Source organism: Roseobacter denitrificans OCh 114, assembly GCF_000014045.1.
GTDB classification, from domain to species: domain Bacteria; phylum Pseudomonadota; class Alphaproteobacteria; order Rhodobacterales; family Rhodobacteraceae; genus Roseobacter; species Roseobacter denitrificans.
Genome location: NC_008209.1, coordinates 1,617,840 through 1,632,452 on the forward strand (window position 1 = coordinate 1,617,840; position 14,613 = coordinate 1,632,452).

Genomic DNA, 14,613 nt, shown 5'->3' on the forward strand with positions numbered 1-14,613 from the left:
CCTTTCGCTTTTGTGCTGGAAAGTGACGCCGCCCGGATCGTATAATCGGGGCATGTTGCGTGCCTCTTTATCCCCTGTGCTTGGTGTTCTGCTGAGCCTGCTGCTGATCGCCACTGGTCACAATATGGCGATGGCGCGCGGTGCGGCGGGCGCGACAGGGCAAATGGTGATCTGCACCGGTGCAGGCCCCGTGGTCGTCTATATGGATGCAGAAGGCGCGCCAACGGATGCGCCGCATATCTGTCCCGACTGTATTCTGGTGATCGGTGATCTGGCGTCCCCTGTCATCTTGACGCCACCGACCGAGATTATTGGCACGCAGGTCAAGATGTTGCGGCGCGACATCGCGCGCGCCTGCGACGTTGAGACCGGGTTCAAGAGCCGTGCACCCCCTGCCGTGCTCTGAGTCGTAAAACCCATCAAAAACGTCATATTTTTCAAGGAGACATCCATGTTCCCTTCTCACGTCTCGCGTGCTGTTCTGGCAGCCGCGTTCATCACTCTGCCCACATTCGCCTTTGCCGATATCGTCATTGATGACCCTTATGCGCGTGCGTCCCGCCCCAACGCGCCGACCGGTGCTGCCTTCATGATGATCAAGAACACAGGCGAGACGGCGGATCGTCTGGTTTCGGCGACGTCAGATATCGCCAAGCGCGTTGAACTGCATACACACATCGATCAGGGCGAGGGCGTCATGAAAATGGTGGAGATCGAAGAGGGTATCGAGATACCCGCAGGCGGCACGCATATGATGGTGCGCGGTGGCGATCACGTCATGTTCATGGGTCTCACCGAAAGCCTTGAGCAGGGCGAAGAAGTCTCGGTCACGCTGACCTTTGAGCAAGCGGGTGATGTGACCGTCATGATCCCCGTCGATAATGAGCGCAAGCCGAAGCATGGGCATATGAACCATGGCCACATGAACCACGGCAAAACCAACTAACCGAAACTGCGTTCAGCTCCCAAGGATTTCTGCGACCCATGCAGGCACTGTCTGGGTCGCAGGGCCGATGCGGATGTTATCGAACTGGCTGCCGACCGCTGAAGGCTCAAGGTTGAATTCAAGCGTGCGCGCCCCGGAGCGGCGCGCTTCGGCCACGAAACCGGCTGCAGGATAGACATTCCCCGACGTGCCGATGCCCGCAAAAAGGTCCGCCTGCGCGAGGTGGTCATAGATTTCTTCCATGTCATAGGGCATTTCGCCGAACCAGACGATGTCCGGGCGTGCTGCGGGGGCTTCGCAGCCTGGGCAGGTGTCACCGGGCGCCATGACCATCGGGGCAGGCCAGCGATGATCACAGGCACCGCACAAGGCCCCGTTCAGGGCACCATGCATATGCATCACCCGTTTCATCCCGGCTTTTTCGTGCAGATCATCGACATTCTGCGTCACCAGCACGACCTCCCCGTCGAAGGCCTCCTCCAGTTTCGCCAGCGCCAGATGAGCGGCATTCGGTGCAGCCTCTGCCGCCTGTGCCCGGCGGGCATTGTAAAAATCGACCACGAGCCTGGGATCGCGCGCAAAGCCTTCTGGCGTGGCCACATCTTCGATCCGGTGCTCCGCCCAGAGACCGCCTTCGGCGCGAAAGGTGCCAAGCCCGCTTTCCGCTGAAATGCCGGCCCCGGTCAGTATCACGATTTTCTTCATATCGGTTTTCCCATTGCTGGCCCCGTTGTGCCCAGTCTGCCGGTTCATGTCAAAGCCTGTGCGAAACGCTGCGCTGCGGGCTTGCGAAGGCGGTGATTTTTCGAAACGGTGCGGGACAAACGCATTGAGGATCCTGTGATGAAAATTGCGACTTCTGCCTATCCTTTGGATTTCCTGTCATCCTGGGCGCAGTACGAAGATAAAATTGCCGCTTGGGTGTCTCAGGCCGCCGGGCAAAACGTGGATCTGGCGGTCTTCCCGGAGTATGGAGCGATGGAACTTGCAACCCTCGCCGGCGCCTCCGTCGCAGCAGATCTGGAACAATCGCTCAAGGCGGTGTCGGATCGGCTGGCGGATGCGGACGCTTTGCACAAAAAACTGGCGGTCGAATACGGCATGCACATCCTTGCGGCCTCGGGTCCCGCGCTGACGGCGACGCGCCCGGTCAACCGCGCCCGTCTGTTTACCCCGCAAGGCAGCGTCGGCGTGCAGGACAAGCAGATCATGACCCGGTTTGAACGTGAAACATGGGATGTGATCGGCGGTGGCCCGCTGCAGGTGTTTGACACATCCATTGGCCGGATCGGCATTCTGATCTGTTACGATTGCGAGTTCCCGCTGCTGGGTCGTGCGCTGGCCGACTGTCACATTCTTCTTGTGCCCTCCTGCACGGAAACGCTGGCCGGGTATTGGCGTGTGCGCATCGGTGCCATGGCGCGCGCGCTTGAAATGCAATGCGTCAGTGTCATGTCATCGGTGGTTGGCATGGTCGAGTGGTCCGAGGCGGTCGATATCTCAACCGGCGCAGGCGGTGTGTTTGCACCACCGGACCGGGGATTTCCGCAGACAGGCGTGGTCAGCATTGGCGCGCTGGATGCGGCGGGGTGGACCATGGCAGACATTGATTTGCAGAGCATCCAGCATGTGCGCGAAGACGGCATTGTGCTGGGCCGAAAGCACTGGACAGAGCAATCAGGCCGTGATGCGCCTGCGCCAATCGTCGATTTACGCTGAATCAGGCTTGAAAATACTTGCGAATGCGCTCATTTAAGCGGCGTCCACAATGGTGGATGTGTTTGTAGGAGAAAACATGGCCAAGGAAGATACGCTCGAATTCCCCGGTGTCGTGAAGGAACTCCTGCCGAATGCGACATTCCGGGTCGAGCTTGAAAACGGCCATGAAATCATCGCACATACGGCAGGCAAGATGCGCAAGAACCGCATCCGCGTTCTGGCTGGCGACAAGGTTCAGGTCGAAATGACACCCTATGATCTGACAAAGGGTCGGATCAACTACCGCTTCAAATAGACTTTGTTTATTTTGGGGTCAGGATCGCCGCGCCGCAAGGAATTGCTGGCGCAAATTGGCGTTGTGCCTGACGATATTCGCCCGCCCGATATTAATGAAACGCCCCTGAAGGGGGAATTGCCACGGCCCTATTGTGCGCGAATGGCGCGCGAGAAAGCCTGCGCGGTTGATGCGCTGCCCGATGATGTTGTGCTCTGCGCAGATACGACTGTCGCCCTGGGCCGCCGGATACTTGGCAAACCCGAGGATGCAACCGAGGCGGCGGCATTTCTCAAACTACTGTCCGGACGCCGGCATCGGGTGATCACGGCAATTGCCGTGCGCGTCGCCGAACGTGTCTGGGAAAAGGACGTGGTCAGCATCGTGCGCATGAAATCACTGTCGCAAGCGGAGATTCAAAGCTACATCGACAGCGAGGACTGGCGTGGCAAGGCGGGGGGATACGGCATCCAAGGCCCGGCAGCGGCATTGATTCCGTGGATCAGTGGGTCCTACACGGGCATCGTCGGGTTGCCTCTGGCCGAAACGGCCGGTCTGTTGCAGGCGGCGGGATACAGGGGGGCCTCATGAAGGGCCAGACGATCATTCTCGATCACATCGAAAACCGGGAAGCGGCTGCCCTGATGGTGGATGGCACCTTGCAGGATATGCTCGTAGCGTCGGATCAACCGCGCCCCGGTACGATTTACCGCGCGATTGCCGACCGGCCTGTCAAAGGGCAGGGGGGCATGTTCCTCAAGACGCCTGATGGGTCTGCGTTTCTGCGGCAGGTCAAGGGGATGGCCCCGGGGCAGGCGGTGCTGGTGCAGGTCAGTGGCTACGCCGAAGCGGGCAAGGCCATCCCCGTTGCGCAAAAACTGCTGTTCAAGAGCCGCTATGTGATCGTGACGCCGGATGCGCCCGGTCTCAACATCAGCCGCTCAATCAGGGATGAGGCGGAACGCGACCGCCTGCTGGAAATCGCCCACGAGGGCGCAGGCGGGTCCGGATACGGTTTGATCCTGCGGTCTTCCTGTGAGAACGCGGATGAAGAGGATATTGCGCAGGACATCGACACGATGATGGCGCTGGCATCCGACGTGCTGAATGATGCGGGCGGTGACATGGCCGTGCTGGCCACGGGGGACGGCCCGCATCTGCTTGCATGGCGCGACTGGGTCAATCCCGGTGAGGTGGTGACGCAGGCGGGTTCCTTTGAGACACATGGCGTGCTGGACGCATTGGACCGCGACCTTGGTGTCCTGCAACCGCTTGATGGGGGGGCAAGTTTCTACATTGAACCAACCCGGGCCCTGATCGCGGTGGACGTCAACACAGGGCGCGATACCTCGCTTGCGGCGGGGCTGAATGCAAATCTCGCCTGTGCGCGCATGTTGCCGCGTGCGTTGCGCGTCAAGGGGCTGGGGGGGCAGATTGTCCTTGATCTGGCCCCGATGCCGAAAAAGGATCGGCGTCGGTTTGAAACGGCGCTTCGGCAGGCGTTCAAAAGCTGTAGTGTGGAAACTGCGCTGGTGGGGTGGACGCCGCTGGGCCACTATGAGTTGCAGCGCAAACGGGCGCGTGTGCCCTTGCATGAGGTCTTGCCGTGAGTTGCCCGATCTGTGGAAAGCCGACTGTTCAGGCGGTGAGCCCGTTCTGTTCAAAACGATGCGCCGACCTTGATCTGGCGCGGTGGTTCAATGGCAGCTATGCGGTTGCCTCCGAAAACCCGGACGATGCGGATGCTTTGCAAGAGGCACTTGATGCAGAGCGGGAAAACCAACCCCGCCCCAAGCCGCATTGACGCAGCACGCGCCGGTCATTTGTCCGACAAGGGATCGACGCCCGTGGTGCCGGCGGCGTGGTGCGCGAGGCTGCGCCCCGCTTCCTGCATGGTCAGATAGGTCTGATTGGCGCCGGCCTCTTTCATCAGATCAATGTGCTCCTCATGCAGGGCATGGGTCACGATCGGACCTGTAAACCCTTTGGCGCGCAACGTGCGGGTCGCGATCAGCTTTGCCTCCAGATCATCCATCGCCAGAACCGCCGATTTGATCTTGCTCAGATCGACACTGCTCCAGAAATTGCTGTCTTCGGCATCGGCAAATACCACATTGCGCCCGGCTTTGACGTGGGCTGCGGCCTTGTAGGTGTCCGCATCCAGCCCGATCGGGCGGGACCCGTTGTGGATCAGCACCTCATACGTGGCGGAGCCGGTGCGTCCCATGCCGAAAATCATCACATCCGCATCCCCGAGATCCGCGGGCTGCTCATCGGGGTGGCGCGTCACCCGCTCAAACCGGTGCAAACGGTTTTCAAAGCGTTCGTAAAGCGGATGGGCCAGCCGGTTGACTGGTGCCGCGATCAGGAAGGATACCGATACAGCGATGGCAAGCGGCACCACGAAGGGTTCCGCTGCCGGTATGCCGGTGGCCACGATCAGGCCGAATTCGCTGTAGACCGTCAGCGAGAGGGCGGACAGAAACGCGGTTCTGGCCCGCAGGCGGAAGGCTACAAGCAGGAAAAAGAACAGGATCCCCTTGAGCGGCAGCATCAGCCCCAGCACGATGGCAAAGACGAGCGCGTCCCAGTCCGGCAAGCCCGACATGCCAATCGACAGAAAGAACCCGACGAGGAATACCTCCTTCAGCGACCAAAGGGCGTCTGACAACTCGCTTGCGCGCGGGTGATTGGACAACAGCAGGCCCATCACAAGCGCGCCGATCTCGCCCTTTAGCCCGATGACCTCGAACCCGTAACCGCCGATGACAAGCGCAAGCGCCATGCCTGCGAGCACCAGCACCTCGTCATGGCCCGCCCAGTCGAGCAGCTTGTGCAAAAACGGGCGCAACAGGGGCGTGGCAAAGATCAGCAGCGCCCAGGGTCCCGGCACCTTGCCCGAAAAGATCGCCAGCACAACAAGCGCGATGATGTCCTGCACGATCAAAATGCCGATGGCGGTGCGGCCATGGAATGTGCCCATTTCGCGTTTGGATTCCAGCATTTTGGCGGCCAGCACGGTCGAGGAAAACGCCAGTGCGATGCCGACCAGCAGGGCCACCGTCCAGTCATCGGTGAAAAATGCGCGCGCCAGCGGGGTGAAAAGCGCAACCGACAAGGCAAAGTGCAGCAGGGACACACCGACAACATGCGGCTCGCCGATCTGTTTGATCTTCAGCTTGAGGCCCACCGTGAAGAGTAGAATCAAGACACCGAGGTTTGCGATATATTCAAGGATCGGCCCGGTCGTATCGGGCATGCCGACACGCGGCCCGGCGGCGTTGATGACGAATCCCGCAGTCAGAAAACCCACCAGCGGTGGCAGCCCCAGCGGTTTTGCCGCAAGGCCAAAGATGAATGCAGCGCCGATTGCGAAGACTTCAAAAACCATAATGCCGGGTCGTTCTTTTGTTGCTGTGCCACCGGTTCGGTTTTGCCGGTGCGCGTCTTGCGGTTGCACCAAAGCATGTCGAACGACCGCACGTCATGCAAGCCGAATAAACTGAATGGGTTTGCGGTCATCAAGTGTTTGGCAAAACGGCCTGCGCTTTGATCACCGTTGCCCATACCGTCGCCCGGATCATGCCCGCCTCAGGTATTGGCGAATTGTGGGTTCAGCAAGGCGCCAAGGCCGTGCCGTGACCGTGTCACGTCAGCCAGCGTATAGTGATCCAGCGTCGCAAAGAAAGCCTCTTGCGCCTCTGCCAAGGGCTGGCGCAATCCGCAGGAGGGGAGGATCAGGCAGGATTTGTCCGTGCCAAAACACTCCACCACATGTGCCTTGCGCGTCATCGTGCGCACAACCGCGCCGACGAGAATGCGCTCGGGCGCGCGCGCGAGGGTCAGGCCGCCATTGCGTCCCCGCTCCGAAAGGACAAAACCCTCACGGACAAGCTGTGTCGAAACCTTGGACAAATGGTTTTCCGATAGCCCGAACAGCGTCGCTATTTCTGACGTGGCAACCCGTGCCGGTGCGCGCACCGCCAGCGTCATCAGGATGCGCAGGGCATAGTCGGTGAATTTGTCCAGTTGCATGAATTTATAATTAGCATTTACAATACGTATTTAAAAGCGTTAGTTAATATTCAGGTGAATTATCTGGTAAAGGGGCAAACTGATGTCACTATCCGAAGCTTTTCTGTGGCCGGGAACCAAGGTCTGCGAACGTCTGGGCGTGGACCCTGAGGGCGAGGCGGGGCTGATCCGCTGGATGGTCAACACGCTTGTTTACCTCGTGCTGAGCCTGATCGTCGTTTGGGCCATCGTGGTGTGATATCCGGTGCTGTTGCCAGATTTGATGACGTGTAGTGCCCCGCATATTTCAACCGTTGCAGCACCCAACGGCGACCGTAGAGAGGTTACATGAAACAGGTGGAAATCAACGAAAGCGGTTTCGTGGTTGACGCCACATTGCTGGCCGAGGCCTTTGCGCTGGAGCCGGGCGATGTGCAGGGCCTGATGCGCAAGGGCGAGATCACATCCCTGAGCGAAACAGGTGTTGGGGAGGATGCGGGGCGCGCGCGGCTGACCTTTCACTATGGTGACCGCGCGCTTCGACTTGTCGTCGATCAGACCGGTGCGATCCTGAAACGCACCAGTTTTACCGCAAAATCCCGCACCCCGGCGCGTGCTGACATCGCGCCGGAAGTGTAACGAAAGATCGATCGAGGGTCTGCCATGGCGCAAACAACGTCTCAACAAAGCCGGGAATGGCAGGGTCCCGGTGTTTTTTCCTACGGCTTCCGGCCGTTCTTTCTTTTTGGTGCTGTTTGGGCGGCTTTGGCGATGGTGTTCTGGGTTCTGGCGCTCGCGGGTCATGTCAGCCTGCCGACCCGGCTTGATCCGGCCTCCTGGCATGCGCATGCGCTGCTCTTTGGTTATCTCGGGGCGATCATCGCGGGCTTTTTGCTGACGGCAGTGCCCAACTGGACCGGGCGGTTGCCGATTGTCGGCTGGCCATTGGCCGGGTTGTTCGTTCTGTGGCTCGGCGGGCGGGTTGCCATCGCCACGTCGGCTCTTTTGCCCCCGGGTGTGGCCGAGGCCTTCAACCTTTTGTTTCCCATCGCGCTCTGCGGTGTCATGCTGCGTGAAATCATTGCGGGCAAGAACTGGCGCAATCTGGTGGTGCTTGCGATGGTTGTGGTCTTCACGCTGGCCAATCTGCTTTTCCATATCGAAGCGGCGCGGGGCGAGATGGCCGCGCAGGGGGTTGGGGCGCGTCTTGGTGTGGCATGCGTGATCATGATGATTGCTGTCATCGGGGGGCGCGTTATCCCATCCTTTACCCGCAACTGGCTCGTGCGCCAAAAGGCGGCGCGCTTGCCGACCCCGCCGATGCAGGGTTTTGACAAGGTCGCGCTTCTGATCACGCTGTTTGGCCTGTGTTGCTGGGTTGCGGCGCCAGATCACACGATGTCGGCAGCGGCGTTGCTGATCATCGGGGGGGTGCATCTGATCCGCCTTATGCGCTGGCAGGGTGTGCAAACCGTCGCTGAGCCGCTGCTGTTGGTGTTGCATCTGGGGTATCTTTTTGTCCCGCTTGGTGCATTTGTCGCCGCGGTTTCGATATTCATTACCGACGCAATGATGCTCGTCGCTGCGCAACACCTATGGATGGCAGGTGGTTTCGGTCTGATGACCCTGGCGATGATGACCCGCGCGACATTGGGGCATACCGGGCAGGAACTGACCGCAGGACCGGGTACCGTTGCGATCTACCTCGCCTTGATCGGTTCGGTGTTCGCCCGGCTTGCCGGGGCAATCTGGGTCGGTTCGGCCATGACGCTTTACGCTGTATCCGGCGTGTTGTGGGCCGGCGCGTTTGTCGGCTTTGCAATTGTTTACGGCCCCGCTCTGCTGAAGCCCAAAGCGGCGCGCGCATGAGCGGTTGGCTGACATTTGCGGGCGTGTTCGCGCTGTTCTTTGCGACGCATTCCATCCCCGTGCGGCCGCCCGTCAAAAAACGTCTGGTCAGGCATCTGGGTGCCAAGGGGTTTACGACCGCCTATTCGGCACTGTCGCTGTGCATTCTGGCGCTCTTGATCTGGGCTGCGGGGCAGGCGCCTTTCGTGCTGCTCTGGGCTGAGGCGGCCTGGCATCGTCCGGCCATTTTGGTGGGGATGCTGGCCGCTTGCCTGATCCTTGCCGCGTCCATTGGGCAACCCAACCCGTTTTCATTCGGGGGCCGCGACAATGACGCGTTCGATCCGACGGATTGCGGTATCATCGGGTATATGCGCCACCCGCTGCTGAGCGTTCTTGCCCTTTGGGCACTCTTGCATGTGTTGGCGAATGGCGATCTGGCGCATGTCTTGTTGTTTGGCACTCTGGGCCTTTTCGCATATGTCGGACCGCGCATCATTGATGCGCGCAATAGGCGCGACATGGGCGCCGAGGCCTGGGAGGCACTGGTGGGCGAAACCCGCCGCCAGCGCCGCATTCGAGTGCCGTCGCCCGCGATGATGCTGCGCCTTGGTGCCGGCGTTATCCTCTATCTGGTGCTTGTCTTTTTGCATCCGGTTGTGATCGGCGTCCCTGTTTTGTCTTGATATCAGCGGTTTGCGCGGGGGTGGCGCGGTCTTTGCCGGTTGATCCATGAGCCGATGGCACACTGAAATCAGACCCCGGTGATGATCTGGATCAAAGACAGTCCGGGCGTCTTTCACGAAACTGACCGAAACCGGGCTGTCTTCAAGGCCCTGACGACCGAATGGCTTGGGACGGTTTCCAGGCCCGCAGCCACAACGCTGAAAAAACAGACTGGGACTTCGATGACCAACACGCTTAAAACCTACATGAACCGCAACGTGCCGCGCTACACCAGCTATCCCACGGCGCCGCATTTTTCCGATGCCATCGGTTCTGAGGACTATGCGGCGTGGTTGTCGACGCTTCCTCCCGAAAAACCAGTCTCTCTCTACCTGCATGTGCCCTTTTGTCGTGAGCTGTGCTGGTATTGCGGGTGCAATATGAAACTGGCGAAAAAGGATGCGCCTGTCGCGCAATACGCAAAGACGCTCAACCGCGAGATCGGCTTGTTGGCGCAACATCTGCCGCAGCGGATGCAGGTTTCGCATCTGCATTGGGGCGGTGGAACACCCACAGCCCTTGTGCCGGACGATCTGGAGCGTGCGATGGACGCTGTGCAGGCCAGCTTCGATTTCACCCCTGACGCCGAACTGGCGATCGAGAGTGACCCGCGCACGCTCACCGATGAGATGACCCTGCGGATCGGGCAAATGGGTTTCACCCGTGCCAGCTTTGGGGTGCAGGAATTTGACCCCAAGGTGCAAAAAGCCATCAACCGGATACAGCCGCCCGACATGGTGCGCCATTCAGTCGAGGGCCTGCGTGCGGCGGGTGTCACGGGCATCAACTTTGATCTGATTTACGGGCTGCCGCATCAGACCGTCGATACGCTGTTGGAGACAATTCGCCTCTGCGTGGAAATGCAGCCGGATCGCATTGCGCTGTTTGGATATGCGCATGTGCCCTGGATGGCCAAGAAACAAAGGCTTATTGATGAGGCTGCCCTGCCCGATGGGGATGCTCGCTTGCAGCAATCACAGGCGGCGGCCCTCGCCCTGGTCGCGGCGGGATATGTGGCCATTGGCCTTGATCATTTCGCGCTGCCCTCTGACCCGATGGCTAAAGCTGCCCGAGAAGGCAGCCTGCGCCGCAATTTCCAAGGATACACAACCGACCGCGCGGAAACCATGCTGGGCGTGGGGTCAACGTCCATCGGGCGCACGCCGTCAGGATACGTTCAAAACCTCGCGGAAACGGGTGCCTGGGCGCGCGCTGTTGAAGCAGGTGTGCTGCCCATCGCCAAGGGCGTCGGCCTGAGCAAGGATGACAACCTGCGCGGTCATGTCATAGAGCGGCTGATGTGCAATGGGGAGGTGGACCTCGACGCGGCTGCCCTGCAGTTTGGCACGCCGCGCGATTGGTATCACCCCCACGAAGCAGAACTGGCCATTCTTGAAGCCGATGGTCTGATCACGCGCCGGGGTGGAAAAATCACGGTCACGGATCACGGCGCACCGGTCGTGCGCGTCGCGGCAGCTGTCTTTGACGCCTATTTCGCGGCGCAGCGGGCACGCCATGCGGTTGCTGTCTAGGGGCTTTTAGCCCCGCTGCACCCCATGCGCCTTTTGACGGGCGATGCTCCGTTGCCTACCACTTGCCCCGCACCCAACTGCGCCGGACTGGCGTGCGGAGGGTTCGGGTGATGTCCCCGTGATACTCCCCGATTCTCGCTGCCCGGCGCTGTTCCACACGGCATTGGTGCCGTGTTGGCGAGGCGGACATTGATATATGTCAAGGTGGATTTACAAAATGACTGTCAATTTGGATTTACACAGATTGAGGAATCATCATGAAAATTCTGTTTGTACATCCAAATTACCGGTCCGGCGGCGCTGAAATTGCCGGGACATGGCCCCCGGCCTGGGTTGCGTATCTGAGCGGTCACCTGCGCGGTGTGGGCTTTGATGACATCGAGTTTATTGATGCGATGACCGACAATCTGACAGATGCGGATCTGGCACAGAAGATGGAGGCGCTGCAACCGGATGTCGTGGCGGTCACGGCCATCACACCGTCGATCTATCGCGCCGAAGATGTTCTGAAAATCGCCAAGGAACTGGTCCCCAACGCCGTGCGGGTGATGGGCGGTGTCCATGCGACGTTCATGTATAAACAGGTTCTCTCCGAAGCCCCGTGGATCGATGTGATCGTGCGCGGCGAAGGTGAGGAAATCTGCTCCGAACTGATGCTCGCCATTCAGGATGGCAGCTTTCCGGGAAACCGGCACGATATAAAAGGCCTCGCCTTTCTGGACGGCGATCAGATCATCGCCACGCCTGCAGCTTCCACCGTCAAGGATCTGAGCAAGATCAAACCGGACTGGACGGTCCTCGACTGGTCGAAATACATCTACATCCCGCTCGGTACGCGGGTGGCCATTCCGAACCTTGCGCGCGGGTGCCCGTTCACCTGTTCGTTCTGTAGCCAATGGAAATTCTGGCGTGACTACCGCGTGCGCGACCCCAAGGACGTGGTCGATGAGATCGAAGATCTGGTGGACAATCACGGCGTCGGCTTCTTTATCCTCGCGGATGAGGAGCCGTCGATCAACAAGAAGAAGTTCATCGCCTTTTGTCAGGAACTCATTGACCGGGGCCTGCCGGACCGGGTCAAATGGGGCATCAACACCCGTGTGACGGATATCTACCGCGACCGCGATCTTCTGAAATTCTACCGTGAGGCCGGGTTGGTGCACGTCAGTCTTGGGACTGAGGCGGCCGCGCAGATGAAGCTCGACATCTTCAACAAAGAGACCAAAGTTGAAGAGAACAAAGAGGCGATCCGCTTGCTGCGCGAGGCCGACATCCTTGTCGAGGCACAGTTTATCGTGGGTCTGGACAATGAAACTTCTGAAACCCTCGAAGAGACGTTCCAGATGGCTTGGGACTGGCAGCCGGACCTTGCAAACTGGTCCATGTATACGCCCTGGCCGTTCACGCCGCTGTTTCAGGAATTGAAGGACAAGGTCGAGGTTTTCGACTATAGCCGCTACAATTTCGTCACGCCCATCATGAAACCCAAATCCATGACGCGGGGTGAATTGCTGGACGGTGTGATGAAAAACTACCGCCGGTTTTATTCGCGCAAGGCGCTGTTCCATTATCCATGGCGTGGCAACGGATTCCGCCGCCGCTACCTGCTGGGCTGTCTCTATGCCTTCCTAAAGGCAGGTGTGGGGCGCACATTCTATGATCTGGGCAAGGTCGGCTACACCGGTCCGCAATCAAAGCACAAACTCGATTTCCATTTCGATGACACCCGCACCATCGCCGAGGCGCAGATGGAAGACTGGGAAGCCTCTGCCGACAAGGCCGCCAGAGCCGCCGAACGTCGCGCAGCCCTGCGCGAGCAGGGTAAAGAGCGGGCGCAGGAGAGAAGCCAGGCGTTCAAGATGCCCAATGGCGCAGAGGTCAAAGCCTGCGGTGGCGGCACTCAGCAGATGGAGGATGTCTGAGGCTTTTGCCGGAACTGATCAAACGCAACAGTTTCCTGCCACCCGGGGTGTGAGCGGATCAGTGCGTGGGACTGCCATGCGGTGATCTGCGTCGCGCCAGGTATCCGTTCGTGGCAACAGGCAGACCTGCGCGCTTTTCAGTGCGACCTGTTGCAGGTTGCGCTGTCCTGCGGTGCGAGATCGCAGTTGGTTAGACCCGCACTGGTTTTTGCGGTTATAGTGCCGGGCAATCCCGCTTGAAAGGTTCCACCATGTTCCGACCCATCATCCTCGCGCTGCTCCTTTGCGCGCCCGCCTTGGCGGAGCCAATCACCTCCGGCCCGCGTCCGCTGTACCTGGTTGACCAGATGGCACCAGGACCGTTGCGCGACAGGCTGATGTCCTGTGCAAATGATCCGGTGAGGCGCACCTTGTTCTCCATTGGCCACCGTGGCGCGCCCATGCAGTTCCCCGAACACACCGTGGAGAGTTACGTCGCCGCCGCGCGGATGGGGGCGGGCATTCTTGAATGCGACGTGACATTTACGGCGGACAAGGAACTGGTTTGCCGCCATGCGCAAAACGATCTGCACACCACGACCAACATCCTTGCCACGGATCTTGCGGTAAAGTGCACGGCCGGTTTTACCCCTGCGGATGACGATATGAGGGCACATGCCGAATGCAGAACCTCAGACATCACATTGGCCGAGTTTCGCACCCTGACCGGCAAAATGGACGCGGCCAACCCAAATGCCCGGTCTGTCGCGCAATACATGGACGGCACGGCAGGCTGGCGTACCGATCTTTATGCAGCGGATGGTGGCGATCTGATGACCCATGCGGAGTCGATTGCGCTGTTCAAATCACTCGGCGCAAAATTCACGCCTGAACTGAAACCGGCGGTTGTCGAGATGCCGTATGACGGCTTTTCGCAGGAAGACTACGCGCAGAAGTTGATCGATGAATACATATCCGCCGGCATCCCCGCATCGGATGTCTGGGTGCAATCGTTCAACCTTGATGATGTGCTCTATTGGATCAGACACGCGCCAGAGTTCGGGGCGCAGGCGGTCTATCTGGATGGCAGCTACAGGATCGAGGGGTGGCGCCCGGACCTGCCCGAAACATGGGTTCACCAGATGGGTGATCTCAAGGCGATGGGTGTGAATTACATCGCGCCGCCCACATGGGTGCTGCTGGCACTGGTGGATGGTGAGATCGTGCCATCCAGATACGCGCTCGAAGCCCGCGCGGCCGGAATTGAAATTATCACTTGGACGATAGAACGGTCCGGGCCGCTGCAGAATGGCGGTGGGTGGTATTACCAGACCATAAAGGACGTCACCAATTCCGATGGTATCATGTACGAGGTGATCGACGTGCTGGCCCAGCAGGTTGGCGTTAAGGGCATCTTTTCGGACTGGCCTGCCACGACCAGCTACTATGCCAGCTGCGTGGGTCTTGACTGACCCGGTGATCAACATGCGCCCGGTCAGTGGAGCGTCGGCGCACAAAGCCCCCTGCGATCCTGCGTGACAAAGGCCAGACGGAAAGGCGTGCGCTGCTTAAATCGTCATGATAAAAGCCTCGATCACGTAAAGCTGCCTGAATTCAAGGATTTCAACACGTTACGTGATGCATGATGTTTCA

Annotated in this window: 17 protein-coding genes; 14 read left to right on the forward strand and 3 right to left on the reverse strand. The window is 59.6% G+C overall.

Annotation, left to right across the window (positions count from 1 at the left end):
* Positions 1-52: 52 nt before the first annotated feature.
* Complete coding sequence (locus RD1_RS07770) at positions 53-406, forward strand: hypothetical protein (protein ID WP_044033008.1); 354 nt, start codon at positions 53-55, stop codon at positions 404-406.
* Positions 407-451: 45 nt separating this feature from the next.
* Entirely contained in the window at positions 452-946 is a 495-nt protein-coding gene (locus tag RD1_RS07775; protein ID WP_011567926.1) for a copper chaperone PCu(A)C, read from the forward strand.
* Between the two features lie 12 nt (positions 947-958).
* Here the strand turns inward: RD1_RS07775 and RD1_RS07780 are convergent, their stop codons facing one another.
* The gene (locus RD1_RS07780) at positions 959-1,651 is read right to left on the reverse strand and encodes an NAD-dependent deacylase (RefSeq protein WP_011567927.1); all 693 of its coding nucleotides are present in this window, start codon (positions 1,649-1,651) and stop codon (positions 959-961) included.
* 138 nt (positions 1,652-1,789) lie between these two features.
* Between RD1_RS07780 and RD1_RS07785 the strand changes: the two genes are divergently transcribed.
* From RD1_RS07785 to RD1_RS07805, 5 genes are all read left to right on the forward strand, one after another.
* Positions 1,790-2,665, forward strand: a complete 876-nt coding sequence (locus RD1_RS07785; protein ID WP_011567928.1) for a carbon-nitrogen hydrolase family protein — start codon at positions 1,790-1,792, stop codon at positions 2,663-2,665.
* A 76-nt stretch (positions 2,666-2,741) separates the two neighbouring features.
* The gene (infA, locus tag RD1_RS07790; protein ID WP_005978431.1) at positions 2,742-2,960 is read left to right on the forward strand and encodes a translation initiation factor IF-1; all 219 of its coding nucleotides are present in this window, start codon (positions 2,742-2,744) and stop codon (positions 2,958-2,960) included.
* Positions 2,961-2,963: 3 nt separating this feature from the next.
* Positions 2,964-3,530, forward strand: coding sequence for a Maf family protein (locus RD1_RS07795; RefSeq protein ID WP_011567929.1), 567 nt, complete (start codon positions 2,964-2,966; stop codon positions 3,528-3,530).
* Positions 3,527-4,549 carry a ribonuclease E/G gene (locus RD1_RS07800; RefSeq protein WP_011567930.1) on the forward strand — a complete coding sequence of 341 codons (1,023 nt, stop codon included), beginning with the start codon at positions 3,527-3,529 and terminating at the stop codon, positions 4,547-4,549. The genes RD1_RS07795 and RD1_RS07800 overlap by 4 nt, the downstream gene beginning before the upstream one ends.
* Positions 4,546-4,743 carry a DNA gyrase inhibitor YacG gene (locus RD1_RS07805; protein WP_011567931.1) on the forward strand — a complete coding sequence of 66 codons (198 nt, stop codon included), beginning with the start codon at positions 4,546-4,548 and terminating at the stop codon, positions 4,741-4,743. The genes RD1_RS07800 and RD1_RS07805 overlap by 4 nt, the downstream gene beginning before the upstream one ends.
* A 15-nt stretch (positions 4,744-4,758) precedes the next feature.
* Here RD1_RS07805 and RD1_RS07810 read toward each other — a convergent pair whose 3' ends face one another.
* Together RD1_RS07810 and RD1_RS07815 are read right to left on the reverse strand one after the other, a co-directional pair.
* Positions 4,759-6,330 (reverse strand): cation:proton antiporter family protein, encoded by a 1,572-nt coding sequence (locus RD1_RS07810; RefSeq protein WP_011567932.1) that lies wholly within the window; start codon positions 6,328-6,330, stop codon positions 4,759-4,761.
* Between the two features lie 200 nt (positions 6,331-6,530).
* Positions 6,531-6,974, reverse strand: coding sequence for an RrF2 family transcriptional regulator (locus RD1_RS07815; protein ID WP_011567934.1), 444 nt, complete (start codon positions 6,972-6,974; stop codon positions 6,531-6,533).
* Between the two features lie 82 nt (positions 6,975-7,056).
* Between RD1_RS07815 and RD1_RS21145 the strand changes: the two genes are divergently transcribed.
* From RD1_RS21145 to RD1_RS07845, 7 genes are all read left to right on the forward strand, one after another.
* The gene (locus RD1_RS21145) at positions 7,057-7,212 is read left to right on the forward strand and encodes a hypothetical protein (protein WP_011567935.1); all 156 of its coding nucleotides are present in this window, start codon (positions 7,057-7,059) and stop codon (positions 7,210-7,212) included.
* A gap of 89 nt (positions 7,213-7,301) precedes the next feature.
* A complete protein-coding gene (locus RD1_RS07820) occupies positions 7,302-7,592 on the forward strand; it encodes a DUF6522 family protein (RefSeq protein ID WP_011567936.1) in 291 nt (96 codons plus the stop codon).
* A gap of 24 nt (positions 7,593-7,616) precedes the next feature.
* Complete coding sequence (locus tag RD1_RS07825; protein ID WP_011567937.1) at positions 7,617-8,822, forward strand: NnrS family protein; 1,206 nt, start codon at positions 7,617-7,619, stop codon at positions 8,820-8,822.
* Positions 8,819-9,487 carry an NnrU family protein gene (locus tag RD1_RS07830; protein WP_011567938.1) on the forward strand — a complete coding sequence of 223 codons (669 nt, stop codon included), beginning with the start codon at positions 8,819-8,821 and terminating at the stop codon, positions 9,485-9,487. The genes RD1_RS07825 and RD1_RS07830 overlap by 4 nt, the downstream gene beginning before the upstream one ends.
* 222 nt (positions 9,488-9,709) lie before the next feature.
* Positions 9,710-11,059: an oxygen-independent coproporphyrinogen III oxidase gene (gene hemN / locus RD1_RS07835; RefSeq protein WP_011567939.1), complete on the forward strand. Its 1,350-nt coding sequence runs from the start codon at positions 9,710-9,712 to the stop codon at positions 11,057-11,059.
* Between the two features lie 257 nt (positions 11,060-11,316).
* Positions 11,317-12,981, forward strand: coding sequence for a magnesium-protoporphyrin IX monomethyl ester anaerobic oxidative cyclase (gene bchE / locus RD1_RS07840; RefSeq protein WP_011567940.1), 1,665 nt, complete (start codon positions 11,317-11,319; stop codon positions 12,979-12,981).
* 251 nt (positions 12,982-13,232) lie between these two features.
* Entirely contained in the window at positions 13,233-14,432 is a 1,200-nt protein-coding gene (locus RD1_RS07845) for a glycerophosphodiester phosphodiesterase family protein (protein WP_044033009.1), read from the forward strand.
* Positions 14,433-14,613: the final 181 nt, after the last annotated feature.

What these genes read in the sequence shown, in the direction of transcription:
- RD1_RS07830 (WP_011567938.1), top strand. Translation starts at nt 8,819, where the DNA reads ATGAGCGGTTGGCTGACATTTGCGGGCGTGTTCGCGCTGTTCTTTGCG.
- bchE (WP_011567940.1), top strand. Translation starts at nt 11,317, where the DNA reads ATGAAAATTCTGTTTGTACATCCAAATTACCGGTCCGGCGGCGCTGAA.
- RD1_RS07815 (WP_011567934.1), bottom strand. Translation starts at nt 6,974, where the DNA reads ATGCAACTGGACAAATTCACCGACTATGCCCTGCGCATCCTGATGACG.
- RD1_RS07820 (WP_011567936.1), top strand. Translation starts at nt 7,302, where the DNA reads ATGAAACAGGTGGAAATCAACGAAAGCGGTTTCGTGGTTGACGCCACA.
- infA (WP_005978431.1), top strand. Translation starts at nt 2,742, where the DNA reads ATGGCCAAGGAAGATACGCTCGAATTCCCCGGTGTCGTGAAGGAACTC.
- RD1_RS07845 (WP_044033009.1), top strand. Translation starts at nt 13,233, where the DNA reads ATGTTCCGACCCATCATCCTCGCGCTGCTCCTTTGCGCGCCCGCCTTG.
- RD1_RS21145 (WP_011567935.1), top strand. Translation starts at nt 7,057, where the DNA reads ATGTCACTATCCGAAGCTTTTCTGTGGCCGGGAACCAAGGTCTGCGAA.
- RD1_RS07785 (WP_011567928.1), top strand. Translation starts at nt 1,790, where the DNA reads ATGAAAATTGCGACTTCTGCCTATCCTTTGGATTTCCTGTCATCCTGG.
- RD1_RS07780 (WP_011567927.1), bottom strand. Translation starts at nt 1,651, where the DNA reads ATGAAGAAAATCGTGATACTGACCGGGGCCGGCATTTCAGCGGAAAGC.
- RD1_RS07800 (WP_011567930.1), top strand. Translation starts at nt 3,527, where the DNA reads ATGAAGGGCCAGACGATCATTCTCGATCACATCGAAAACCGGGAAGCG.
- RD1_RS07770 (WP_044033008.1), top strand. Translation starts at nt 53, where the DNA reads ATGTTGCGTGCCTCTTTATCCCCTGTGCTTGGTGTTCTGCTGAGCCTG.
- RD1_RS07825 (WP_011567937.1), top strand. Translation starts at nt 7,617, where the DNA reads ATGGCGCAAACAACGTCTCAACAAAGCCGGGAATGGCAGGGTCCCGGT.
- hemN (WP_011567939.1), top strand. Translation starts at nt 9,710, where the DNA reads ATGACCAACACGCTTAAAACCTACATGAACCGCAACGTGCCGCGCTAC.
- RD1_RS07775 (WP_011567926.1), top strand. Translation starts at nt 452, where the DNA reads ATGTTCCCTTCTCACGTCTCGCGTGCTGTTCTGGCAGCCGCGTTCATC.
- RD1_RS07810 (WP_011567932.1), bottom strand. Translation starts at nt 6,330, where the DNA reads ATGGTTTTTGAAGTCTTCGCAATCGGCGCTGCATTCATCTTTGGCCTT.